At 65.8% G+C, this 23,459-nt stretch carries 19 protein-coding genes; 12 read left to right on the forward strand and 7 right to left on the reverse strand.

The window, feature by feature from the left end; all coding sequences use genetic code 11:
* Window positions 1-83 precede the first annotated feature (83 nt).
* From ACO06P_RS05425 to ACO06P_RS05440, 4 genes are all read left to right on the forward strand, one after another.
* Complete coding sequence (locus ACO06P_RS05425) at window positions 84-1,484, forward strand: class II 3-deoxy-7-phosphoheptulonate synthase (protein ID WP_420348988.1); 1,401 nt, start codon at window positions 84-86, stop codon at window positions 1,482-1,484.
* A gap of 224 nt (window positions 1,485-1,708) precedes the next feature.
* Window positions 1,709-2,836 carry a nicotinate phosphoribosyltransferase gene (locus tag ACO06P_RS05430; protein ID WP_420349703.1) on the forward strand — a complete coding sequence of 376 codons (1,128 nt, stop codon included), beginning with the start codon at window positions 1,709-1,711 and terminating at the stop codon, window positions 2,834-2,836.
* 88 nt (window positions 2,837-2,924) lie between these two features.
* On the forward strand, window positions 2,925-3,362 hold the full coding sequence (locus tag ACO06P_RS05435; RefSeq protein ID WP_420348989.1) for a SufE family protein: 438 nt from the start codon (window positions 2,925-2,927) through the stop codon (window positions 3,360-3,362).
* 81 nt (window positions 3,363-3,443) lie between these two features.
* Entirely contained in the window at window positions 3,444-5,183 is a 1,740-nt protein-coding gene (locus ACO06P_RS05440) for an NAD+ synthase (protein WP_420348990.1), read from the forward strand.
* Between the two features lie 24 nt (window positions 5,184-5,207).
* On the opposite strand, the gene ACO06P_RS05445 is transcribed toward ACO06P_RS05440, so the two are convergent.
* Window positions 5,208-6,647, reverse strand: a complete 1,440-nt coding sequence (locus ACO06P_RS05445; protein ID WP_420348991.1) for a methyl-accepting chemotaxis protein — start codon at window positions 6,645-6,647, stop codon at window positions 5,208-5,210.
* Window positions 6,648-7,038: 391 nt separating this feature from the next.
* On the opposite strand from ACO06P_RS05445, the gene gltX reads away from it, so the two are divergent.
* The 3 genes from gltX to ACO06P_RS05460 all read left to right on the forward strand — a co-directional run bounded on the left by gltX (window position 7,039) and on the right by ACO06P_RS05460 (window position 10,299).
* Window positions 7,039-8,361, forward strand: coding sequence for a glutamate--tRNA ligase (gene gltX / locus ACO06P_RS05450; protein WP_420348992.1), 1,323 nt, complete (start codon window positions 7,039-7,041; stop codon window positions 8,359-8,361).
* A 205-nt stretch (window positions 8,362-8,566) separates the two neighbouring features.
* Window positions 8,567-9,946, forward strand: a complete 1,380-nt coding sequence (gene cysS, locus ACO06P_RS05455; RefSeq protein ID WP_420348993.1) for a cysteine--tRNA ligase — start codon at window positions 8,567-8,569, stop codon at window positions 9,944-9,946.
* 44 nt (window positions 9,947-9,990) lie between these two features.
* Window positions 9,991-10,299, forward strand: a complete 309-nt coding sequence (locus ACO06P_RS05460) for a GIY-YIG nuclease family protein (RefSeq protein WP_420348994.1) — start codon at window positions 9,991-9,993, stop codon at window positions 10,297-10,299.
* Between the two features lie 113 nt (window positions 10,300-10,412).
* On the opposite strand, the gene ACO06P_RS05465 is transcribed toward ACO06P_RS05460, so the two are convergent.
* On the reverse strand, window positions 10,413-10,928 hold the full coding sequence (locus ACO06P_RS05465; RefSeq protein ID WP_420348995.1) for a hypothetical protein: 516 nt from the start codon (window positions 10,926-10,928) through the stop codon (window positions 10,413-10,415).
* A gap of 4 nt (window positions 10,929-10,932) precedes the next feature.
* Entirely contained in the window at window positions 10,933-12,309 is a 1,377-nt protein-coding gene (gor, locus tag ACO06P_RS05470; RefSeq protein WP_420348996.1) for a glutathione-disulfide reductase, read from the reverse strand.
* 231 nt (window positions 12,310-12,540) lie between these two features.
* Between gor and ACO06P_RS05475 the strand changes: the two genes are divergently transcribed.
* Entirely contained in the window at window positions 12,541-13,773 is a 1,233-nt protein-coding gene (locus ACO06P_RS05475; RefSeq protein ID WP_420348997.1) for a class I SAM-dependent methyltransferase, read from the forward strand.
* 341 nt (window positions 13,774-14,114) lie between these two features.
* Here the strand turns inward: ACO06P_RS05475 and gabD are convergent, their stop codons facing one another.
* On the reverse strand, window positions 14,115-15,602 hold the full coding sequence (gabD, locus tag ACO06P_RS05480) for an NADP-dependent succinate-semialdehyde dehydrogenase (RefSeq protein WP_420348998.1): 1,488 nt from the start codon (window positions 15,600-15,602) through the stop codon (window positions 14,115-14,117).
* 183 nt (window positions 15,603-15,785) lie between these two features.
* Here gabD and ACO06P_RS05485 point away from each other — a divergent pair, with 183 nt between their 5' ends.
* The 4 genes from ACO06P_RS05485 to ACO06P_RS05500 all read left to right on the forward strand — a co-directional run bounded on the left by ACO06P_RS05485 (window position 15,786) and on the right by ACO06P_RS05500 (window position 17,634).
* The gene (locus ACO06P_RS05485) at window positions 15,786-16,166 is read left to right on the forward strand and encodes a hypothetical protein (RefSeq protein ID WP_420348999.1); all 381 of its coding nucleotides are present in this window, start codon (window positions 15,786-15,788) and stop codon (window positions 16,164-16,166) included.
* 102 nt (window positions 16,167-16,268) lie between these two features.
* A complete protein-coding gene (locus ACO06P_RS05490) occupies window positions 16,269-16,601 on the forward strand; it encodes a hypothetical protein (protein ID WP_420349000.1) in 333 nt (110 codons plus the stop codon).
* Between the two features lie 133 nt (window positions 16,602-16,734).
* A complete protein-coding gene (locus tag ACO06P_RS05495) occupies window positions 16,735-17,082 on the forward strand; it encodes a hypothetical protein (protein WP_420349001.1) in 348 nt (115 codons plus the stop codon).
* 219 nt (window positions 17,083-17,301) lie between these two features.
* Window positions 17,302-17,634 (forward strand): hypothetical protein, encoded by a 333-nt coding sequence (locus ACO06P_RS05500; RefSeq protein WP_420349002.1) that lies wholly within the window; start codon window positions 17,302-17,304, stop codon window positions 17,632-17,634.
* A 20-nt stretch (window positions 17,635-17,654) separates the two neighbouring features.
* Here ACO06P_RS05500 and glmS read toward each other — a convergent pair whose 3' ends face one another.
* The 3 genes from glmS to ACO06P_RS05515 form a co-directional block, all read right to left on the reverse strand.
* Window positions 17,655-19,478 (reverse strand): glutamine--fructose-6-phosphate transaminase (isomerizing), encoded by a 1,824-nt coding sequence (gene glmS / locus ACO06P_RS05505; RefSeq protein WP_420349003.1) that lies wholly within the window; start codon window positions 19,476-19,478, stop codon window positions 17,655-17,657.
* Window positions 19,479-19,529: 51 nt separating this feature from the next.
* Window positions 19,530-20,897, reverse strand: coding sequence for a bifunctional UDP-N-acetylglucosamine diphosphorylase/glucosamine-1-phosphate N-acetyltransferase GlmU (gene glmU, locus ACO06P_RS05510; RefSeq protein ID WP_420349004.1), 1,368 nt, complete (start codon window positions 20,895-20,897; stop codon window positions 19,530-19,532).
* A gap of 321 nt (window positions 20,898-21,218) precedes the next feature.
* Window positions 21,219-23,162, reverse strand: a complete 1,944-nt coding sequence (locus ACO06P_RS05515) for a histone H1-like repetitive region-containing protein (protein ID WP_420349005.1) — start codon at window positions 23,160-23,162, stop codon at window positions 21,219-21,221.
* Window positions 23,163-23,459: the final 297 nt, after the last annotated feature.

Here is a 23,459-nt window from a genome sequence, read left to right on the forward strand (position 1 = left end):
GCCGCTTTTCCTGTGGAAAAACCGGGTCAAGGCGCGTAAAACCGGCGGTCCGAATTGCTTAAGGAAGAAAAGGGGTCCCCCTCATGGCCACGACCTGGTCGCCCGAGTCCTGGCGCAGCAAGCCGATCCGCCAGGTGCCCGACTACGCCGATAAGGCGGCTCTGGAGCGCGTGGAGGAGCAACTCGCCGTCTATCCGCCCCTGGTTTTTGCCGGGGAAGCGCGGCGCCTGCGCCAACAACTCGGCGATGTCGCCGAAGGCCGGGGATTTCTGCTTCAGGGGGGCGATTGCGCGGAGAGCTTCGCCGAGTTCCACCCCAACAACATCCGCGACACCTTCCGCGTGATGCTGCAGATGGCGGTGGTGATGACCTTCGGCGCCGCCTGCCCGATCGTGAAGGTGGGACGTCTCGCCGGTCAGTTCGCCAAACCCCGCTCCGCGCCCACCGAGGTGCAGGGCGAGGTCGAACTGCCCAGCTACCGCGGCGACATCATCAACGGCATCGACTTCGAGTCCGACGCGCGCCAGCCGGACCCGGAGCGCCTGCTGCGCGCCTACAACCAGGCCGCGGCCACCCTCAACCTGCTGCGCGCCTTCGCCCAGGGCGGCTTTGCCGACCTGCACAAGGTGCATCAGTGGAATCTGGAGTTTGTCTCCGACAGCGCCCAGGCCCAGCGCTACGAGGAACTGGCCGAGCGCATCGACGAGGCCCTGGCCTTCATGCGTGCCTGCGGCATCGCTCCGGAGACCGTGCCGAAGCTGAAAGAGACCGACTTCTACACCAGCCACGAGGCCCTGCTGCTGTGGTACGAGCAGGCGCTGACCCGCGTCGACAGCCTGACCGGCCAGTGGTACGACTGCTCGGCGCACATGGTCTGGATCGGCGACCGCACGCGCAACCCCGAGGAAGCGCATGTGGAGTTCATGCGCGGCATCCAGAACCCCATCGGCATGAAGTGCGGCCCGTCGTCGGACCCCGACGAACTGCTGCGGGTCATCGATGTCCTGAACCCGGAAAACGAGCCCGGCCGCCTGACCCTGATCGCCCGCATGGGCCATGACAAGGTCGGCGACCATCTGCCCGCCCTGATCCGTGCGGTGCAGCGCGAAGGCCGCAAGGTCGTCTGGTCCTGCGATCCCATGCACGGCAACACCATCAAGTCGTCCAGCGGATACAAGACGCGGCCCTTCGACCGTATCCTGGACGAGGTGAAGAACTTCTTCGCCGTCCACCGGGCCGAGGGCAGCTATGCCGGCGGCGTGCATTTTGAGATGACCGGACAGGACGTGACCGAGTGCATCGGCGGCGCCCAGGCGATCAGCGACGAGCGGCTTGGGGACCGCTATCACACCCACTGCGATCCGCGCCTGAATGCCAGTCAGTCCCTGGAACTGGCCTTCCTGATCTCCGAAGCGCTGAAGGACGAGCGTGTCGCCCGCCAGAACGGCAATGGCCGCCGCGGCAAGGTGGCAGCGGCCTCTTAGGCCGCCGTCCCACCGGCATTTCCGCGGGATGCCTCGCAGAACGCATGGCTGCCATCGCTCCAGGAGGCTGGCGTCCTGCGGCCGCTTCGCGCTAGATTTCCGGTTTCTTGAGCCTGTTTCTCGCCTCTATCCCGGGAGGCAGCGGCTTAAAGGAGCGAGCGATGCCAGAGGGTCCCAGCCGCCACGCATCCCCTGAGGGCGAAAGCCCACGCGCGACCGCCAGGATGGACCGTTGGCCGTTGGAAGAGGCCGATATCGCCGCCTGGACGGACGTCTATTTCAAGAAGACGCGCAAGGCGGTGGAACGTTTCGGCGACATCAAGGCGACCTACGCCGTCTTCATGCGCCGCCCGGTTATCTCGGCGCCGCGCCTGGCGATCGAGTGGCTGGGTCAGATCGCGAAAAACCGCGAGACGAGCTTCGAGATCGACCTGCGCTACCCAGAAGGCAAATGGGTCGGCGCCGGTGAGCCCCTGCTCTACGTGACCGGCCCGCTGTCGCAGTTGGCGGACCTGGAAACCCTGCTGCTGCAGAAACTGGGGCCGACCTGCCTGGCCGCCTACAACGCCTACAGCATGTGCGCCGAGTTGCCGAAGACGGCCTTTCTGGCCATGGACGCCCGGCACTGTGCCGGCGCCGAGATGGCCGAAGCCATGGCCTATGCAGCCTCGGTGGGCTCGGACCGGGCGAGGCGCAAGGTCGCCGCCGTCGGTTTCATCGGCAACGCCACGGACGCCACCGCCCACTACTTCGGGCGCGAGGGCGGCATGGGCACCATGCCGCATGCCTTCATCGGCTACGCCGGCAGCACGCTGCGGGCCGCGGAGATGTTCGACGAGACCTTTCCGGACGAGCCGATGACGGTGCTGGTCGACTATTTCGCGCGGGAGGTGACCGATGCCCTCACCTGCTGCCGCCGCTTTCCCAGCCGCGCCGCCGCCGGCAACCTGGCCGTGCGCATCGACACGCCGGGCGGGCGCTTCATCGAGGGGCTCGACCCGCCGGAATCCTACGCCGTGGTGGAGCGCAACGCCCCCGGCGCCCTGCGCGGCTACCGTACCGACGACGAACTGCGCTACCTCGTCGGCCCGGGCGTTTCGGCTGCGGCCATCTGGCGCATGCGTGAATGCCTGAATGCCGAAGGCTTCGACAAAGTGAAGATCGTCGCCTCCTCCGGCTTCAGCCCCGCCAAGTGCCGCCTGATGGCCGAGGCCAAGGCGCCCGTCGATGTCGTGGGCACCGGCTCCTACCTGCCGGACCGCTGGTCTGAGACCTATGCGACGGCGGATATTGTCGAGTATGACGGCGTCCCGCGGGTCAAGGTCGGCCGCGAGTTCCTGTTGCGAAAGTAGGGCGTATCGCCGATAACCGCGGCTGCGCCGGGGCCTCGGGTGGCGCGCGCCGGAGCGTGCCGAGGACGACCGAACTGAGTGGGGTGTCATGAGCGATCCGCGTGTTGAAGAGATGATCGACAACTTTTCCTTCCTGGACGACTGGGAGGACCGCTTTCGCTATCTCATCGATCTCGGCCGCAAGCTTCCCCCGATGGAAGAAGCGCTGAAGACCGAGGAGTCCAAGGTGCGCGGCTGCACCAGCCAGGTCTGGATCGTCGACGAACTGCAGCCCGGCACGCCCCCGACCCTGCACTTCAAGGCCGACAGCGATGCCCATATCGTCAAGGGCCTGATCGCGGTGCTGCTGTCGATCTACGACGGGCGCAGCCCGGAAGAGATCCTGGCCGTCGACATCAAGGACATGATCGGCAAGCTCGGCTTCGAGCAGCAGCTCAGCCCCAACCGGGCCAACGGCCTGTTTTCCATGGTCGAGCGCATCCGCCATCTGGCCCGCCAGGAAGCGGCGCGCTGCGCGCCGGCCTAGAACGGTTCCGCTCTGGCCCGTCAACCCATCGCTTCCCCGGGCGGGCTTGCCGCCTCCCTGGCAGGGGAGTAAGTAAAATCCATGGCAGACCGGCTGAAGATCGCACTCGCGCAGACCAATCCCACCATGGGTGACATCCAGGGCAACCTGGCGCGCCTGCGCGCAGCGCGCATGGAAGCCGCCGCCAAGGGCGCGGACCTGGTGGTGGCCTCGGAAATGGTGATCACCGGCTACCCCACCGAAGACCTGGTCCTGAAGCCGATGTTTCTGGATGCCGCCCGGGCGGCCATCGAGGAACTGGCGAAGGATACCGCGGACGGCGGGCCCGGCATGATCGTCGGCGGGCCGTCGCGCAGCGATGCCGGTGCCAAACCGCCGCTCTTCGGCAAGGTGCTCAACTCCGCCTACATCCTGGACGAGGGCAAGGTCGTGACCCTGCGGTCCAAGTACGACCTGCCCAACTACGGCGTCTTCGACGACAAGCGGGTCTTCGGCGCCGGGCCGCTGCCCGGCCCCGTGAACTATCGCGGCGTGCGCCTGGGCGTGATGATCTGCGAGGACATGTGGACGCCGGAGGTCAGCGAGTGCCTGGAGGAGTCCGGCTCCGAGATCCTGATCGTGATCAACGGCTCGCCCTACGAACTGGAGAAGACCGAGGAGCGCATTCAGCTCGCGGTACAACGGGTGACCGAAACCGGCCTGCCGATCATCTATGTGAACCAGGTCGGCGGCCAGGACGAACTGGTCTTCGACGGTGCGTCCTTCGCGCTCAACGCCGACAACAGCCTGCCGATCCACCTGCCCGCCTTCGTCGAAGCGGTGGAGGTCAGTCAGTGGGAGCGCGGCGATAGTGGCTGGCACTGCGCCAACGGGCTGCGCGAAGCGCCGGACAGCGGCCTGGAGGGCAACGGCCTGGGCGGCCGGGCGGACGCCGGGATAGAGCCGATCTACCGCACGCTGATGCTGGGCCTGCGCGACTACGTGAACAAGAACCGCTTTCCCGGCGTTATTCTGGGCCTCTCGGGCGGCATCGACTCAGCCCTTTCGGCAGCGATCGCCGTCGACGCGCTGGGCCCCGAGCGGGTGCACTGCGTGATGATGCCCTCTCCCTACACCAGCCGCGAAAGCCTGGAGGACGCGGACGAAGCGGCGCGGCTGCTGGGCGTAAAACTGGACCAGGTGTCCATCGAGCCCGCCATGCAGGCCTTCGGCGGAATGCTGGAGCCGATCCTCAACGGCTACGCGGCCAAAGCCAACGCCGGCGACACGACCGAGGAGAACATCCAGGCGCGCTCGCGCGGGCTGACCCTGATGGCGATCTCCAACAAGCTCGGCTACATGGTGCTCTCCACCGGCAACAAGTCCGAGGTCTCGGTCGGCTATGCCACCCTCTACGGCGACATGGTCGGCGGCTACAACGTCCTGAAGGACGTTTACAAGACGCTGGTCTTCGCCCTGGCGCGCTGGCGCAACCAGGTGCTGCCGCCCGATGCCATGGGCCCCGCCGGCCGGGTGGTGCCGGAGCGCATCATCACCAAGCCGCCCTCCGCCGAGCTGAAGCCGGACCAGAAGGACGAGGACAGCCTGCCGCCCTACGACGTTCTGGACGACATCCTGAAAGCGCTGATCGAGGACGAGGAAAGCATCGCCGGGATCGTCGCCCGCGGCCACGACCGCGATACCGTGAACCGCGTCTGGCGGATGCTGGAACTGGCGGAGTACAAGCGCCGCCAGGCCTGCCCGGGGGTGAAGATCACCCGCCGCGCCTTCGGCCGCGACCGCCGCTATCCCATCACCAACGCCTTCAAGGGGCCTGCCTGAGCAAGCCCCCTTCCGACGCGGCGTTCAAAGCTTCCGGACTTCGCCCAGGAAGGCGCCGACGCGCTGCTTCAGGTCGTTGGCCTGATTGCCGAGTTCCTCGGCAGCCGAAAGAACCTGATCTGCCGCACTTCCTGTCTGGGCGGAGGCGCTGGAAACCCCACTGATGTTCTCGGTGACGTCTTGCGTGGCAGCCTGCTGTTCTTCGACCGCGGCCGAAATAGCCGTCGTCACCTCGTTGATCTCCCCGATGACATCGCTGATCACCGTGATGGCGCCCACCGCACCGTCGGTCGACGTTTGGATCTGCGAGACCTGGGACCCGATCTCCTCGGTCGCCTTGGCGGTCTGGTTGGCCAGCGCCTTCACCTCGTTGGCCACCACCGCGAAGCCCTTGCCGGCCTCCCCGGCGCGAGCAGCTTCGATGGTGGCGTTCAGCGCCAGCAGGTTGGTCTGCTCTGCGATGTCCTGAATCAGGCTGACCACGGCGCCGATCTTCTGCGCGCCTTCGGAAAGGCCGTTGACGAGATCGGTCGAGCGCTTGGCCTCGCCGACCGCCTTGCCGGCGATGGACGTACACTGGCTGATCTGCCGCGCGATTTCCTGTGCCGATGCGGTCAGCTCTTCGGCAGCGGTTGCAACAGAGCTTGCCTGGCTGTTGGTTTCTTCCGCCGTCGTGGAGAGCGCCCTGGCGCTGCTCTGCATCTCGGTGGCCGCCGTAGACACGGTCTCGACCACAGCCCCGACCCCACTCTCGAAGTCGTCAGCCAGGCGCTCAAGTCCGGTCGCCACCGACCAGGTTACCATGGGCCCGATGTAGCCGCCTGCGTCGTCGAACACCGCCGAGACCCGCAGATCGAGGATGTCCTGCCCCAGCTTAATCTTCGCGTTGTGTGGCAGGTTCGCCGGATCGGAAAGCAGCGTCCTGGGGCGTTCCGGGGCCTTGTGGAAGATGTCCATGGAAGATCCGACCACCTGTTCCACCGGCACCGGCAAGGCGTCCTGCAGGGGCCGCAGAGTCTCAAGGCTGGTCTTGTTCATGTAGGTGATCTTGAGGCTGCCGCTTTCAGCCATCATCACGTTGATCGGCAGTTGGTCCAGCATGGTGAACAGCCGATCGACATCCTGCTGTTTGCGCACCTCCGCCGTCACGACCTTCCAGGTCAGCATCGGGCCAGTGTATTTGCCGCCGCGGCCGAAGAGCGCAGTGACCTGAAGATCGAGAAATTCTCCTCCGACCTCGATGCGGGCTTCCCAGGGCAGATTGGCGGGATCGGACAGCAGGTTGCGCTGGTGGCTCGGCTCTTTGTGAAAGATGTCGATGCTCTGACCGACGATGGCCTCGGCCGAAACCGGTAGGACATGCTCGATCGAACGCAGGGCCTCGATAGAGGCCTTGTTCGCATAGTTGATGGTGAAGTCCGAGAGATCGAGCGTCATCACCGCCACCGGCATGCTGTCGATCATCTGCGATAGGCTGTGTCGATCAAAAGCCGTAACCGGGCGGTCTTTAAACTTGAGTGCTGCCAGCATGTCTGGCTCCTTTCTAATCATTTACGTTACGCCCAGTTGCTTATGTAACACTGCATACACCCCACAATTGCAGTAAATGCGCTGGGGTTGATTAAAGAATAATGAAATGAGTTCAACAGCTTAATTATGTGCTTCGTCTCGCCGGTCCCGCCGGGCTCTCCCTCCACCCGTCCCCATCGGCTATGTTTTTCGGTCTGCCCCATCCAGTTCCGACAGGCCTCTGCGGCCTTGCTCCGCGCCCCGCATTCGGTCTTTGTTTCGCCTCAGCCGGAGTGATAACAAGACGCCTTCAGTCCTCTCCCAGGAACCGTCGAACCGCCCGATCATGAAACTGCGCTTTGCCCCCAGCCCGACGGGGCTGATCCATGTCGGCAACCTGCGGCAGGCCCTGGTGAACTGGCTTTACGCCCGCACCCAGGGCGGCCGGTTCCTGCTGCGGATCGACGATACGGACAGCGAGCGTTCGACGGCGGCGTTCGCCGCGGCCATCGAAGAAGACCTGCGCTGGCTGGGGCTGCTCTGGGACGAAAAGGCCGTGCAGTCGCAGCGCCTGGACCGCTACACCGCCGCGGCCGAGCGGCTGAAGGAAAGTGGTCGCCTCTACGCCTGCTACGAGACGGCCGAGGAACTGGGCCTGAAGCGCAAGGTGGCGCTCTCCGCCGGCCGTCCACCGATCTACGACCGCGCCGCCGTCACCCTGAGCGAGGCCGACAAGGCGGCGTTGGAATCAGAGGGGCGCCGGCCCCACTGGCGCTTCAAGCTGGACCACAGCGCCATCGCCTGGGAGGACCTGATCCGCGGCTCTGTCGCCTTCGAGGGCGCCAATCTCAGCGACCCGGTGCTGATCCGCGAGGACGGGCGGCCGCTCTATACGCTGACCTCCGTCGTCGACGACATCGAACTGGAGGTCACCCACATCCTGCGCGGCGAGGACCATGTCGCCAATACGGCAGCGCAGGTGCAGCTCTTCGAAGCGCTGGGCGGAACCGTTCCGGTCTTCGGCCATCTCTCCCTCATCGCCGGGGCCGGCGGCGAGACCCTCTCCAAGCGCCTCGGCACGCTCTCCGTCGCCGCCCTGCGCGAGCAGGGCCTGGAGGCCATGACCCTCACCTGTTACCTCGCGCGCCTCGGCACGCCGGACCCGGTCGAGGCGCTGCAAAGCCTGGACGACCTGGTGGCCGGCTTCGACCTCTCGCGCTTCGGGCGCGCCACGCCGAAGTTCGACCCCAAGGACCTGGAGCACCTCAATGCCCGCATCCTCCACGGCATGGCTTTCGAGACAGCGGCGCCGCGCCTGCCGGAGGGCTTCGACGCCGCGCTCTGGGAAGCGGTGCGCCCCAACCTGACCAAACTCTCCGAGGCGCGCGTCTGGCAGACCATCTGCCGCGGCCCGGTGGTGCCTGTGATCACCGACGCAGCCTTTGCAAGTCAGGCCGCCGAGCTGCTGCCGCCGGAGCCCTGGGACGAAACCACCTGGCAGGCCTGGACAGGGGCGGTGAAGGCCACCACCGGCGCCAAGGGCAAGGCCCTCTTCCTGCCGCTGCGCCAGGCGCTCACGGGCCTCGACCACGGCCCGGAACTGAAGGCCCTGTTGCCGCTGATCGGGCGTGACCGGGCGGCGGCGCGGCTGGCCGGGGAAACGGCGTAAGCCGAATGGGCCCCCGACGCTCCCCGAAAGACCCCTTGACCCTGACAACCACGGCCCTAAAGTGCGCCGCATGTTCGTCTGGACCGTTCTCCGCGCTTGTGCGCGATGTTGCGACTGCCCGGCCCCCGCGGCCTGAGGCAGCCCTTTTGCTTGCGGGCCTCTTTGAGAGCGGCCCGCGCCCCCAGACGATCCGGATAGCCCCATCATGGACCTGCAGCTTCACAACACGCTGACGCGCCGCAAGGAGCGTTTCGAACCCCTCGACCCGCAGAACGTGCGCATGTACGTCTGCGGCCCCACGGTCTACGACTACGCCCACATCGGCAACGCCCGGCCCGTGGTGGTCTTCGACGTGCTGTTCCGCCTGCTGCGCCATCTCTACGGCGCCGAGCACGTGACCTACGCGCGCAACATCACCGACGTCGAGGACAAGATCATCGACGCCGCCAGGCAGAGCGGCGAGACCATCGATCAGGTGACGACGCGCACCGCCCAGGCCTATCACGACGACATGGCAGCCTTGGGCGCCATGGATCCGACGGTGGAGCCCCGCGCGACCCAGCACATCGGCCAGATGATCGCCATGATGGAAACCCTGATCGACAAGGGCCATGCCTACGCCGCCGAGGGCCACGTGCTGTTCGCGGTCGGCTCCATGGCGGACTACGGCAGGCTCTCCGGCCATAACCGCGACGAGATCATCGCCGGCGCCCGGGTCGAGGTGGCGCCTTATAAGAAAGACCCGGCGGACTTCGTGCTGTGGAAACCCAGCAACGCCGCGCAGCCGGGCTGGGACAGCCCCTGGGGCCGTGGCCGACCGGGCTGGCATATCGAATGCTCGGCCATGGCCTTGGAGCACCTGGGCAAGGTCTTCGACATCCACGGCGGCGGCCTCGACCTCGTCTTCCCGCACCATGAGAACGAGATCGCCCAGAGCCGCTGCGCCCACGACACGGCGGAGATGGCGCGGGTGTGGATGCACAACGGCTACGTGGTGGTGAACGGCGAGAAGATGTCCAAGTCCCTTGGCAATTTCTTCACCGTGCGGCAGTTGCTGGAAGAGGGCTTCCGCGGCGAGGCCATCCGCCTCGCCCTGCTCTCCGGCCACTACCGCGCGCCGCTCGACATCACCCGTGACAAGATCACCGAGTGCAAGGCGCAGCTCGACCGGCTCTACGGCGCGCTGCGCGGTGTCGAGGCTGAGCCTGCGGAACCGCCGGCGAAGCTGCTGGAGGCCCTGACCGACGACCTCAACACGCCCTTGGCCCTGGCCGAACTGCATGAGGTCGCGGGGCGGCTGAACAAGACGGCGGATGCCGCGGAACGCCAGGCGCTGGCCGGGGTTCTGCTGGCCGGCGCCCAGGTGCTGGGCCTGCTGGGGGCCGAGCCGGAAGTCTGGTTCCACGGTGCGCGCGCCGACGGCGGGCTGACGGCCGAGGTCATCGAGGCACAGATCGCCGCCCGCGCCGCCGCGCGAAAAGCCAGGGACTTCGCCGAGGCCGACCGCATCCGCGACGACCTGCAGGCCGCCGGCATCCTGTTGGACGACGGCCCCCAGGGCACCACCTGGAAGCGGGCGGGCTGAGGTCCTGAAGTATCATGTCATGCGCGGGCTTGACCCGCGCATCCATGGTGCGGCCAACTCCGGCCGTGGATTACTACGTCTACATCTTGGCGAGCCAGCCTCATGGGACGCTCTACATCGGCGTGACCAATGATCTGGTCCGGCGCGTCTACGAACACCGGGAAGGTCTTGCCGACGGCTTTACAAAGCGGCACCGCGTCAAACGCCTTGTCTATTTCGAGCAATGTGCCGACGTCGAGCGGGCTCTCCAGCGGGAGAAGACCCTCAAGCACTGGAAGCGCGACTGGAAGATCGCGCTGATTGAGGACGAGAACCCACACTGGACCGATCTTTGGGACGGACTGAGTGGCTGATGGATGGACCCGCGGATCAAGTCCGCGGGTGACTGACTTAAATGGGTCCAATGCGCAGCCTTGGTGAGATCGCAGATCGCGCCTAGGCGAAGCTGGGTGAGGGGGAGAGGCCCCTACTCCACCGCTTTGGCCCGGCCACTGGGAGGTCGCGACTGGCGCATTTCCAACCACTCAAGGAGCAACGCTGCCGCGAAGCCACCAGGCAGCGTGAAGTACCAGCCAAAAACAGCCGCCAAGAATCCGGTTAAGATGAGGTCATACAGGATTTCGCCACTGGCCCAAAAGGGTGTTTCTGGCAAAGTCATCCTCACCAGCAGAATCATCGAGCTGAAAACAACACCGATAAGCAAATGCGCGACCGCTAGGGTCGAGCCGCAGACGACCAGAGCCCGGCCCCACAAAGGCTCACACCTTAAGCGCCAATTAAAGCGCCTGACCAAGATAAATGACAGGGCAGCGGAGATACCGGCCGAGAGGCACAAGATTGAGCGTATCCAGATGGTCTCAGAGAGACCGTAGTCCGGATGGGGAACGCCGTGCGCGACCATGGCAGCCAAAGCCGCAATCACCGCCGCGCCCGCAAAAACCGCCGCTCCCAGATAGGCACTTCCGCGACCAGCCCTTGCCATATCCCTACTCCGCCGCCTTGGCTTCCGGTTCGGGGAGGGGTTCGCGCATGGTGACGAACTCCTCCGCCGCCGTCGGGTGGATGCCGACGGTGGCGTCGAAGATCTGCTTCGTCGCGCCGGCCTTGATGGCGACGGCCATGCCCTGGACGATCTCCGGCGCGTCGAGGCCGACCATGTGGACGCCCACCACCTTCTGCCCGGCACGCTCGACGATGAGCTTCATCATGGTCTTCTCATCGCGGCCCGAGAGGGTGTGCTTCAGGGGCCGGAAGGTGGAGCGGTAGAGGTCGAGCGCGCCGTACTTCTCGCGCGCCTCGAACTCGGTCAGCCCGACGGTGGAGACCGGCGGATGGCTGAAGACGGCCGAGGGCACGTCGGCGTGGTCCATGGCGCGGGGCCTGCCGCGGTAGACCGTGTCGACGAAGGCCATGGCCTCCTGGATCGCCACCGGCGTGAGCGCGATGCGGTCGGTGACGTCGCCGACGGCATAGATGTTTTCCGCCGTGGTGCGGGAGTAGGCATCGACCTTGATGGCGCCCTTCTCGTTCAGTTCCACGCCGGCCACCTCCAGCCCCAGGTTCTCCACATTGGGCTTGCGCCCGGTGGCGGCCATCAGCAGGTCGGTCTCCAGCGTCGAACCGTCGGAGAGATGCAGGAGCAAATCATTCTCACGCTTCTCGACCCGGTCGATGATGGTTTCGACGATGATGTCGATACCCTTCTTCACCATCTCCGCGGCCAGGGTGTTGCGCACGTCGTCGTCGAAGCCGCGCAGGATCTGCGGGCCCCGGTACATCTGCGTGACCTTGCTGCCGAGGCCGTTGAAGATGCCGGCGAACTCCACGGCGATGTAGCCGCCACCGGCGATCACCACCCGCTTGGGCAGGTCTTCCAGATGAAAGGCCTCGTTGGAGGAGATGCCGTGCTCCCAGCCCGGCTCCATCGGAAAGGACGGCGTGCCGCCAGTGGCGATCAGGATGGTCTCGGCTGAGAACTCCCGGTCCCCCACCTCCACCCGGTGGGCATCCAGCAGGCGGGCGTGGCCGCTGTGGATCTCGACCCCTGCCGTGTTGAGCAGCTTCTTGTAGATGCCCTCCAGCCGGTCGATCTCCTTGTCCTTGTTGGCGATGAGCGCAGCCCAGTCGAAGCTGGGCTCGGGCACCGTCCAGCCGAAGCCGGCGGCATCCGCGAAGTCCTCGTGGAAGTGGCTGGCGTAGGACAGCAGCTTTTTGGGCACGCAGCCGCGGATCACGCAGGTGCCGCCGTAGCGGTAGGATTCCGCAATGCCGACACGCGCCCCGGTTGCAGCCGCCATGCGGGCGCCCCTGACACCACCGGACCCGCCGCCGATAACAAAAAGGTCATAGTCGTATCCGGTCATGTCTGGTCCTTCGAAACGGGCGGAACTTGTGTCGGTATGATTAAAGTCCAATCTAGGCAGGCATTTACGGGCCCGCAAGGCTTCGGCAGCAGGGCCCGGGGGAAGTCCGGCCCCGAAGGCCGGGGAGTTGCGCGATGCGGATCATCGCGCCAAGATGCTGTTACATAAGCAACAAAAGAAACAAGAAAACACAAGGAACCACTTTGAGGGGTAGATATTCGGAGTTGAACGATGCTGTTCCAGAAGCTGATGCAGAAGGTCGTCGAGAAAGGCAATCTGCGCATCATCGACGCAAGCGGGCGAACCTTTGATTGTGGCGACGGCAGCGGCCGCCGCTGCACAATGCGCCTGCACAAACGCCTTCTCGACTACAAACTCGTCCTCAATCCGCCGCTCTATCTGGGTGAAGCCTACATGGATGGCGACATCACCCTCGATGAAGGCACCCTGCGCGACTTCATAGCAATGATGGCGCGCAACTATGAGCAGTTGGAGAGCAACAGGCTGGTCTCTCTGGGCTTCGCCCTGGGCCGCCACACACGCCGCCTGAAGCAGTACAATCCCATCGGCAAGGCGCAACGGAACGTCGCCCACCACTACGATCTCTCGGGCGAACTCTACGATCTGTTCCTCGATGCCGACCGCCAGTACTCCTGCGCCTACTTCCGCAGCGGCGAGGAAAGCCTGGAGCAGGCGCAGGCGGACAAGAAGCAGCACCTGGCCGCCAAGCTTTACCTCAATCGCCCGGGCCTGAAGCTGCTGGACATCGGCTCCGGCTGGGGCGGCCTCGGCCTCTACCTCGCCCGCGCCGGCGGCTGCGAGGTGACCGGCGTCACCCTCAGCACCGAGCAGCACAAGCTCAGCCAGGAGCGCGCCAAGCAGGCGGGCCTGGAAGACCGGGTCCAGTTTCACCTGCGCGACTATCGCGAAGATGCCAACCGCTACGACCGCATCGTCTCGGTCGGCATGTTCGAACATGTCGGCAAGAAGAACTACCACGAGTTCTTCCGCAAGGTGAGCGACCTGCTGGCCGACGACGGCGTTTTCGTGCTGCACTCGGTGGGCCGGGTCAACGACCCGGGCCCCGTGAACCCTTTCATCCGCAAGTACATCTTCCCGGGCACGGACGTGCCGACCCTGGGCGAAGTGCTGCCGGTGATCGAGGACTGCATGCTGACGGTGACCGACGTGGAGGTGCTGCGGCTGCACTACGCCGAGACCCTGCGCCACTGGGAGCAGCGCTTCCAGGCCAACCGCGGCAAGGTGGCCGAGCTCTACGACGAGCGTTTCTGCCGCATGTGGGAGACCTACCTGATCGGCTGCGAGATGGGCTTCCGCCACCAGGGTCTGATGGTGTTCCAGATCCAGATCACCAAGAACGTCTCCGCCGTGCCGCAGACCCGCGACTACATCTACGAGTGGGAACACGGCCACGCCGGAGGCGCCAGCCAGGCGGCGGAGTAGGTCTCGCCCGATTTTGATAGACAAGGGGCCGGTCTCGAAGAGACCGGCCCATCGCTTTTGCTGTTGCCCTCAGGGCTGGTCAAAGCCGGGGCGCTATTGCTGTCGTTTTCAACCTGGCAGTGAGCTTGCGCGGAAAGGGTGTCACCCCCACCCCAGCCCTCCCCCATCGAAGGGGGAGGGGGCAGATTCACGAGGTGCCTACAGAAACCCCTCCCCCCTTGAAGGGGGGAGGTCGGGAGGGGGGTGGGGCAAGCGCTGAAGCTTGTCCGTTTCAGTTTTCCAGTAGCAACCGGGGTGCCGTAGAACGCGCCCCAACATGACTGATGCTGCAGGCGCCTTCCCTACACCCCGCCCATGCAGAGGTACTTGGTTTCGAGGAACTCCTCGATGCCGTACTTGGAGCCCTCGCGGCCGATGCCGGACTCCTTGACGCCGCCAAAGGGCGCCACCTCGGTGGAGATGAGGCCGGTGTTGATGCCCACCATGCCGCTTTCCAGCCCCTCACTGACCCGCCAGATGCGGCCGATGTCGCGGGCATAGAAGTAGGCCGCCAGGCCGAACTCGGTATCGTTGGCGAGCGCCAGGCCCTCCTCCTCCGTCTTGAAGCGGAACAGGGGCGCCACCGGGCCGAAGGTCTCCTCGCGCGTCACCTTCATGTCGGTGGTGACATCGGTCAGGACCGTAGGCTGGTAGAAAGTGCCGCCGCGTTCGTGGCGCGCACCGCCGATCACCACCTTGGCACCCTTCGCGGTGGCGTCGGCGACATGCTCCTCGACCTTCTCCAGCGCCGCCTGATCGATGAGCGGGCCCTGGCTGACGCCGTCTTCCTGACCCGCGCCGACCTTCAGGGTCTTGACCGCCTCGGTCAGCTTGGCGGCAAAGGCGTCATAGACCCCCTCCTGTACCAGGATGCGGTTGGCACAGACGCAGGTCTGGCCGGTGTTGCGGTATTTGGAGATCATCGCACCTTCAACGGCCGCGTCCAGGTCCGCGTCGTCGAAAACCAGGAAGGGCGCGTTGCCCCCCAATTCCATCGACACCTTCTTCACCGTCGAGGCGCACTGCTGTATCAGCAGCTTGCCGACCTCGGTGGAGCCGGTGAAGGACAGCTTTCGCACAACGGGGCTGGAGGTCATCTCGCCGCCGATTTCCCTGGCCGAGCCGGTGACGATGTTGACGATGCCGGCGGGGATGCCCGCACGCTCCGCCAACTCGGCCAGGGCCAGCGCCGAATAGGGGGTCTGGGCCGCCGGCTTGATGACCACCGGGCAGCCGGCGGCCAGCGCCGGCGCGCATTTGCGGGTGATCATGGCGTTGGGGAAGTTCCATGGGGTGATCGCCGCCACCACGCCGACCGGCTGTTTGACGACCACGATCCGCTTGTCGGCCTGGTGCTGGGGAATGGTGTCGCCGTAGACCCGTTTGGCCTCTTCCGCGAACCATTCGATAAAGCTGGCACCGTAGACCACCTCGCCGCGGGATTCGGCCAGCGGCTTGCCCTGCTCCAGGGTCATCAACTGGGCCAGGTCCTCCTGGTTTTCCAGAATCAGCTCGAACCAGCGGCGCAGGATGGTGGCCCGCTCCTTGGCCAGCAGGCCGCGCCAGGCCGGCCAGGCCCGCTCGGCCGCCTCGATCGCCCGGCGGGTTTCCGCCGCGCCCATTTTCGGTACGGAGCCGAGGACGTCGCCGTTCGCCGGATTGCTCACCTCGATAACACCGCCGCCATCGGCGTCGGCCCAGCGGCCGTCGATGTAGCACTGCTCACGGAACAGCTTGGGATCGGAAAGCCGGGGAGCGGCGGCGGCGATGGGCTGGGCTTGGGCGGTCATGGCGGGGGGTCCTCCGGTCCGGCCGGGTTTCGAGGCAAAGCAAGGCCCGGCATTGTCAGGTCTTGCCGCGGAGTATAGACCTGTGGGGAGAAAGAACAATTCCCAGGCGGGGGGCGGCGGGGCCGTCCGGTCCTGCGGAGGGCTGCCGCCCGAGGGGCCCCAATGACGACGCGGGAGGGTGAGATGACGCCGACGACATCGCAGGCCGGCAGCGAGGCTTCGCGCGGCAGAGCCGGAAGGACCCTGGCAGCCGCCGCAGCAGGGGTCTTTGCAGCGGCGCTTATCCCGGCGGGTCAGCAGGGCATCGCTGCCGAGCGGTGCAGCGCCGAGGTGCGCGACCACCTCGGGGAGCTGCCGTTGGCGGAGGGCGACGTGAAGAGCCTGCGCATCATGGAAAGGGTGAACATCGCCGACGATTTCGGGCCGGACATCTTCGGCGTCGATGCCTGGGTCCGCCTGCATTCCTGCAGCGGATATCTGGTCCTCAACATGAGCAGGGGTTGCTTCCTGCGCCAGGCCTATACCCGTGGCGACTGTCAGGTTGAAGGCTTGCCAAATTACTGAACCCACCCCACCTGCAATCTGGTCAGTATCCTGGCCGCCGCCGCGCAAGCCCCACGATTCGCCACCTACGATTCAGCACCCACGCCGCATGACGAGGCCCTTATGATGTTCCGGCGACTTGCCGCAGCGGCGCTGCTGCTCCCAACCCTGGCCCTTGCTCCGGCAACGGCCTCCGCGCAGATGACCCTGGCCTGCGCGCCCCAGGCCGAAGAGGCCTTGCAGGCTCTCCAGCTTGGCGGCGACGCCGTGCGCACCATTCGCTTCGAGAGAATGCTGAACCCCGCCGAGCGCGGGCCGGACTTCCTGGGTGTCCGGGCCTGGGTCAGCCTCACCTCCTGCAGCGGCTTTCTGGTCATCGACATGACGCGGAGCTGCTTTGTGCGCCAGAGCTACACCCGCGGCAGCTGTGCGATCGAGGGCGTAACCCGATACTGACCGCCGCACCGGCGCAAAAGGCGCCGGTTCAATGCCGGCTGAGAACGCTCTTGTTACCGATCCGTGACTGGGAATTTCCGCGTATCGACCTATCTGAAAAGCCAAGAACGAATTGGCAAAGAGGTCACCCCTCATGATCAAGACAAACCTCGGTGTCTGGCTTGCTGCGCTCGCGCTCGTCGCGTTCCTGGGTGCGGAAGGCGCCGCCGCCGACAGCCGCACGGACCGCTTCGAAGCCAAGGCGCGCGAGCACCTGGCTGAGCTGAACCTCGCGGAAGCGGACATACAGTCCATCCGCATCGTCCTGCTTCGGCGCAAAGACGACCGGGCCGGACCGGATATCCGGGGCGGGGAGGCCTGGGTGCGCCTCAATTCCTGCAGCGGCTATGTGGTTGTCGAGATGAACCGCGCCGCCGCCTTCGTCCGCCAAGCCTATACGAGAGGCGATTGCTCGGTGTCCGGCCTGTCAAACTACAGGTGACCCAAACAGCGGAAAGATGACCAGACCAGCGGGCGGCGGCCAGGCGGCGCTCCTCGAGCCGATGTATACGCAGGCCGCCGTCTACGCTGAAATACGTCGGTTCCGTGACACTGCCGGGCGCTCGTCTGAACGCGATGCATAGCTGGGTTGCGTAGCCTTGGCGGGCTCGCAGCAATCCCCATGTGCAAAGTTCCGATCTCACAGCACCGGAGCGTTGTCATGAGCCTGCGCGCCCTCTTCCTTGGTTGCCTCTTCAGCCTTGCCTCCGCCACAGCCCTGCTCTCCTCTCCCCAGCAAGCCCATGCGGTCCGCTGCGAAGCACAGATCAACGCAGCGCTCGAAAAGATGTCGGTTCCCCAAAGCGACGTGAAGTCGGTCAAGGTCACCCGCCGCAGCAAGGGTGCCAAGTCCGCGTCGAACTACACCTACGACGCCTGGGTTCGGCTGAACTCCTGCAGCGGCTACTTCATGGTGCAGATGACACGCTACTGCTACGTCATGGACAGCTACACCAGCGGCGACTGCGACTTTTCCGGCATGACCAACTACTGATACCTAGGCACAGCCGGCGGCTACTCGACCGTCACCGCCTTGGCGAGATTGCGGGGCTGGTCGACATCCGTGCCTTTCAGCACCGCCGTATGATAAGCGAGAAGCTGGACCGGCACGGTGTAGAGCAAGGGTGCGACGAAGGGGTCGACGGCCGGCAGTTCCACAACATGGGCTGCCTGGTCGCCGGCCCGCGCGATACCTTCCGCATCGGAGATCAGGATCACCTTGCCACCGCGGGCAATCACTTCCTGCACGTTGGCTGCAGTCTTCTCGAACAGCGGCCCGGCGGGGGCGCAGACGACGATGGGCACATCCTCGTCGATCAGGGCAATAGGGCCGTGCTTCATCTCGCCAGCGGCATAGCCCTCGGCGTGGATGTAGCTGATCTCCTTCAGCTTCAGGGCGCCTTCCAGGGCGATGGGATAGAGCGTTCCGCGCCCCAGGTAGAGGACGTCGCGGGCCTCCATGACGTCGGCCGCGATCATGCGAAGGGCCGTGTCGTGGTTCAGCACCTCCGCCACCCGGGCCGGCACCTCCAGCAGCGCCTCGGACAGCGCTGCCTCGCGCGCCGCGTCGATGCTGCCCTTGGCGCGCGCCGTGGCAAGCGCCAGACAGGCGAGCACCGTCAGCTGCGTGGTGAAGGCCTTGGTCGACGCGACGCCGATCTCCGGCCCGGCCAGGGTCTGCAGCACGGCGTCGGATTCCCGGGCGATGGCGCTTTCCGGCACGTTGACCAGCGACAGAATGGTCTGCCCGCAGCGCTTGGCGTAGCGCAGCGCCTCCAGGGTATCGATGGTCTCGCCGGACTGGGAGATGAAAAGCCCTAGCCCGCCATCGGGCATCGGCGCTTCGCGATAGCGGAACTCCGAGGCGATATCCACCTCCACCGGCTGGCGGGCAATCTGCTCGAACCAGTACTTGGCGACCAGGCCGGCGAAAGAGGCTGTGCCGCAAGCCGAAATGGTGATCCGCGGGATGGCGGAGAGATCGATATCGAGATCCGGCAGTTGCACGGAGCCCCTCAGCGGGTCGAGGAAGGAATGCAGGGTATCGCCGATCACCGCCGGCTGCTCGAAGATCTCCTTCTGCATGAAGTGGCGGTACTCGCCCTTGCCGATCATCGCGCCGGAGAAGGCCGTCTGCTTGACCTCGCGGGCCACCGGGCGGTCTTCGGCATCGTGCACCTGGGCGCCATGCTTGCTGAGCTCGACCCAGTCGCCCTCCTCGAGATAGCAGATCTGGTCGGTCAGGGGCGCCAGGGCGAGCGCATCGGAGCCGAGAAACATCTCGCCGTCGCCGTAGCCCACCGCCAGGGGAGAGCCCCGCCTTGCGCCGATCATCAGGTCGTGGCGCCCGGCGAAGACGATGGCCAGCGCAAAGGCGCCCTCCAGCCGTTTCAGGGTAGCGGCGACGGCTTCCTGCGGGCTCATCTGCTTTTCCAGGTAGTCGCGCACCAGGTGGACGACCACCTCGGTGTCGGTCTCGGTCTCGAAGCTGTGGCCGGCCGACTGCAGTTCGCTACGCAGGTCCTTGAAGTTCTCGATGATGCCGTTATGGACCACGGCGACACGCTCGTTGGCGTGAGGGTGGGCGTTGGTCTCGTTCGGCCTTCCGTGCGTCGCCCAACGGGTGTGACCGATCCCGATGGTGCCTTCCACCGGTTCGCGCTCCAGCAACTCGGCCAGGTTCACCAGCTTGCCCTCGGCGCGGCGGCGGTCGATCGAGCCGTTCATCAGCGTGGCGACCCCGGCGGAATCGTACCCGCGGTACTCCAGGCGCTTCAGCCCTTCGATCAGCAGGGGCGCGACCGGAGCGTTGCCGATAATGCCGATGATGCCGCACATGATGTCTCTGCCTTTCTCTGTCCCGCGTTCCGCGAAACCGCGGATCGCTGCCTAGCCCTGCTTGGCGTCCTTGGCCGCCTGGCGTTCCTGGCGGAAGCGCGCCGCCCGGCCTTCGCGGATTTCCTGGTCGCTGCGCTCGACCGCCAGGGCATCGCCCGGCACATCCCGCGTGATGGTGCTGCCGGCCCCGACGATAGCCCCCGCCCCCACCGCGACCGGGGCGACGAGCGCCGTGTTGGAGCCGATGAAGGCCCCCGCGCCGATCGCGGTATGATGCTTGGCGAAGCCGTCATAGTTGCAGGTGATGGTCCCGGCGCCGATGTTGGCCGCCGGCCCGACGCTGGCATCGCCCAGATAACTCAGGTGGTTCGCCTTGGCGCCGGCGCCGAGCTCCGCATTCTTGATCTCGACGAAGTTGCCGACATGGGCGCCCGCGCCAACGCGCGCGCCGGGGCGCAGCCGGGCAAAGGGGCCGAGAACGGCCCCCTCGGCGACCTTGGCCCCTTCCAGATGGGAGAAGCTGCGGATCTCCACATTGTCGCCCACGGTGACGCCGGGACCGAAGAAGACGGAGGGATGAACCGTCACGTCCCGCCCCAGGCGCGTGTCGGCCGAGAGCCAGACCGTCGCCGGGTCGATCAGGGTCGCGCCACCCACCATCGCCTGACGGCGCAGCCGGTCCTGCATCGCGGCTTCGGCCAGGGCCAGGTCCTGGCGCGAGTTGACGCCCAGCACCTCCGCCACCGGCCCCTCCACCACACCGGCCGGTCGGCCCTCCTGATGGGCCAGGCCGAAGATATCGGTGAGATAGTACTCGCCCTGCGCGTTGTGGCTGTCCAGGCGATCAATCAAGTCGAACAGCCGGCGGCCGGAGCCGATGACGATGCCGGCGTTGCAGAGGCCGATCTGCCGCTGGGCCGAGTCGGCGTCGGCATATTCGACGATCTTCTCGATCTTCTGATCGTCATCCAGGATCACCCGCCCGTACTGCGCCGGATCGTCAGGGCGAAACGCCAGACCGACGATGTCCGGCGCGGCCGGCTCGGCACGCGCGTCGACCATCCGCTGAAGCGTCGCGGGTGTCAGCAGGGGCGTGTCGCCGAAAACCACCAGTACGTCGGTTTCCACCAGCTCCAACAGCGGCTTTAGCGCCTCCTGCGCCGCGGCCACGGCGTGCCCGGTACCCAGCGCCTGCTGCTGGACGGCGCAGCGGCTGGGGGCTGCAGCGGCCTCGACATCGGCCATTCCGGGCGCGATGACGACAACCGTCTCCTCCGGCGAGAGGGTGGCGACGCTGGCCTGCACATGCCAGAGCATGGCCTTGCCGGCGACCGGATGAAGGACCTTCGGCAGATCGGACTTCATGCGGCTGCCTTTGCCGGCGGCCAGGATCACAACGGCGAGCTTACGGGTGGGCATAGATAAAGGCAGACATAGACGGGGCAGCAAACCAAAGTGGGTTGGAAACAAGTAACGGCCAAGAGAATCGGACCCGGGCGTTCAACGCCCGCCTCCCGAAAACGGCCGGAGACTGCCATAGGCCGTTTTTCCTCAGCAAATCAACAATTGTTGCCGCTTATTACAGTCTGTTTCCGACTGTGACAACTGATCAGGGCGCCGATCTGAGAAGACGCATCGCTTGCGAACCTGCGCACTCCCTCCAAAAAAGCTGAAGGCGGGTGCCGCTGGGCACCCGCCTTCTACTGCTTTACACCAGAAAAGCCGAAATCGCGTCAGTAGTTAGCGGCGCGCCATGCCATTCCGGTAGGAACGCATACGAGTCGCCCTGGCAATCGCTGCCATGCGATTGGCCGTCGACGGACGCGAAGAAGCCAAGCGAGACGCGATCAGGCGACGCGTTGCAAGGGCCTTACGGGAAGGTGCCTTGCGCGCCGCCGTCTTGCGGGCCGTGGTCCTGCGGGTCGTCGATTTGCGAGCGGCCGTCTTGCGAGCCGGGCTCTTGCGAGCGGCGGTCTTGCGAGCGGTCGTCTTCCGCGCGGTGCTCTTGCGAACAACGCGCTTCTTGGCGGCCGTCTTGCGGACCGGACGCTTACGAGCGGCGGTCTTGCGAGCGGTCGTCTTCCGCGCGGTGCTCTTCCGAACGACACGCTTCTTGGCGGCCGTCTTGCGGACCGGACGCTTACGCGCGGCGGTCTTGCGAGCGGTCGTCTTCCGCGCGGTGCTCTTCCGAACGACGCGCTTCTTGGCGGCCGTCTTGCGGACCGGACGCTTGCGCGCCGCGGTCTTGCGAGCGGTCGTCTTCCGCGCAGTGCTCTTCCGAACGACGCGCTTCTTGGCGGCCGTCTTGCGGACCGGACGCTTGCGCGCCGCGGTCTTGCGAGCGGTCGTCTTCCGCGCGGTGCTCTTCCGAACGACGCGCTTCTTGGCGGCCGTCTTGCGGACCGGACGCTTACGCGCCGCGGTCTTGCGAGCGGTCGTCTTCCGCGCGGTGCTCTTCCGAACGACGCGCTTCTTGGCGGCCGTCTTGCGGACCGGACGCTTACGCGCCGCAGTCTTGCGAGCGGTCGTCTTCCGCGCGGTGCTCTTCCGAACCACGCGCTTCTTGGCGGCCGTCTTGCGGACCGGACGCTTACGCGCCGCAGTCTTGCGAGCGGTCGTCTTCCGCGCAGTGCTCTTCCGAACCACGCGCTTCTTGGCGGCCGTCTTGCGGACCGGACGCTTACGCGCCGCAGTCTTGCGAGCGGTCGTCTTCCGCGCGGTGCTCTTCCGAACGACGCGCTTCTTGGCGGCCGTCTTGCGGACCGGACGCTTACGCGCCGCAGTCTTGCGAGCGGTCGTCTTCCGCGCGGTGCTCTTCCGAACCACGCGCTTCTTGGCGGCCGTCTTGCGGACCGGACGCTTACGCGCCGCAGTCTTGCGAGCGGTCGTCTTCCGCGCGGTGCTCTTCCGAACGACGCGCTTCTTGGCGGCCGTCTTGCGGACCGGACGCTTGCGCGCCGCAGTCTTGCGAGCGGTCGTCTTCCGCGCGGTGCTCTTCCGAACGACGCGCTTCTTGGCGGCCGTCTTGCGGACCGGACGCTTACGCGCCGCAGTCTTGCGAGCGGTCGTCTTCCGCGCGGTGCTCTTCCGAACGACGCGCTTCTTGGCGGCCGTCTTGCGGACCGGACGCTTACGAGCGGCGGTCTTGCGAGCGGTCGTCTTCCGCGCGGTGCTCTTCCGAACGACGCGCTTCTTGGCGGCCGTCTTGCGAGCCGGGCTCTTACGAGCGGCGGTCTTGCGAGCGGTCGTCTTCCGCGCGGTGCTCTTCCGAACGACGCGCTTCTTGGCGGCCGTCTTGCGAGCCGGGCTCTTGCGAGCGGCGGTCTTGCGAGCGGTCGTCTTGCGGGCCGTCGTCTTCTTCACAACGCGCTTCTTGGCGGCCGTCTTGCGAGCCGGGCTCTTGCGAGCCGTGGTCTTGCGAGCGGTCGTCTTCCGCGCAGTCGTACGCCGGGCCGCGGTCTTGCGGGCCGTAGTCCGCCGGGCCGTCGACTTCCGGGCAGCCGTCTTGCGAGCCGTGGTCTTACGGCGCGCCGTGGTCTTCTTGGCGGCGGTCTTACGCACCGCCCTAGTACCAGACTTCCGGGAAGCCTGTTTGCTAGTGATAGCCATCGCTATTTCCTCGTCAAACTTTGTAAACCCAAGTGGATTTCGGCTAATGGCTCGAGGTTCATATCCCCATTGCATTAATAAAACCTTACTGGAACCGCTACCCGATAGACGGGGAACAGTAGCCGGTATTCCGGACTTACGACGAATTGAGCAGAAATCACACGACGACTATCGCCTTCACTGGAAGCTCGGAAGGCCTGGGAAGCCGCCAAAAACCAGAGGAAACCTGGGACAGACCGGCAGAACTGAGGGCTTCCGCGCTGGGAGTAGAGCGACCCGATTACTGGCATCTTAACTTGCCCGTCGATCGGGGATTTCTCGGTCGTTTCTTCCCTGCAATGAGAGTGGCTGGAATTGACTTATCGGTGCGGC

Origin of the sequence: Pelagibius sp. (assembly GCF_965227505.1) — a bacterium.
Classification (GTDB): domain Bacteria; phylum Pseudomonadota; class Alphaproteobacteria; order Kiloniellales; family Kiloniellaceae; genus Pelagibius.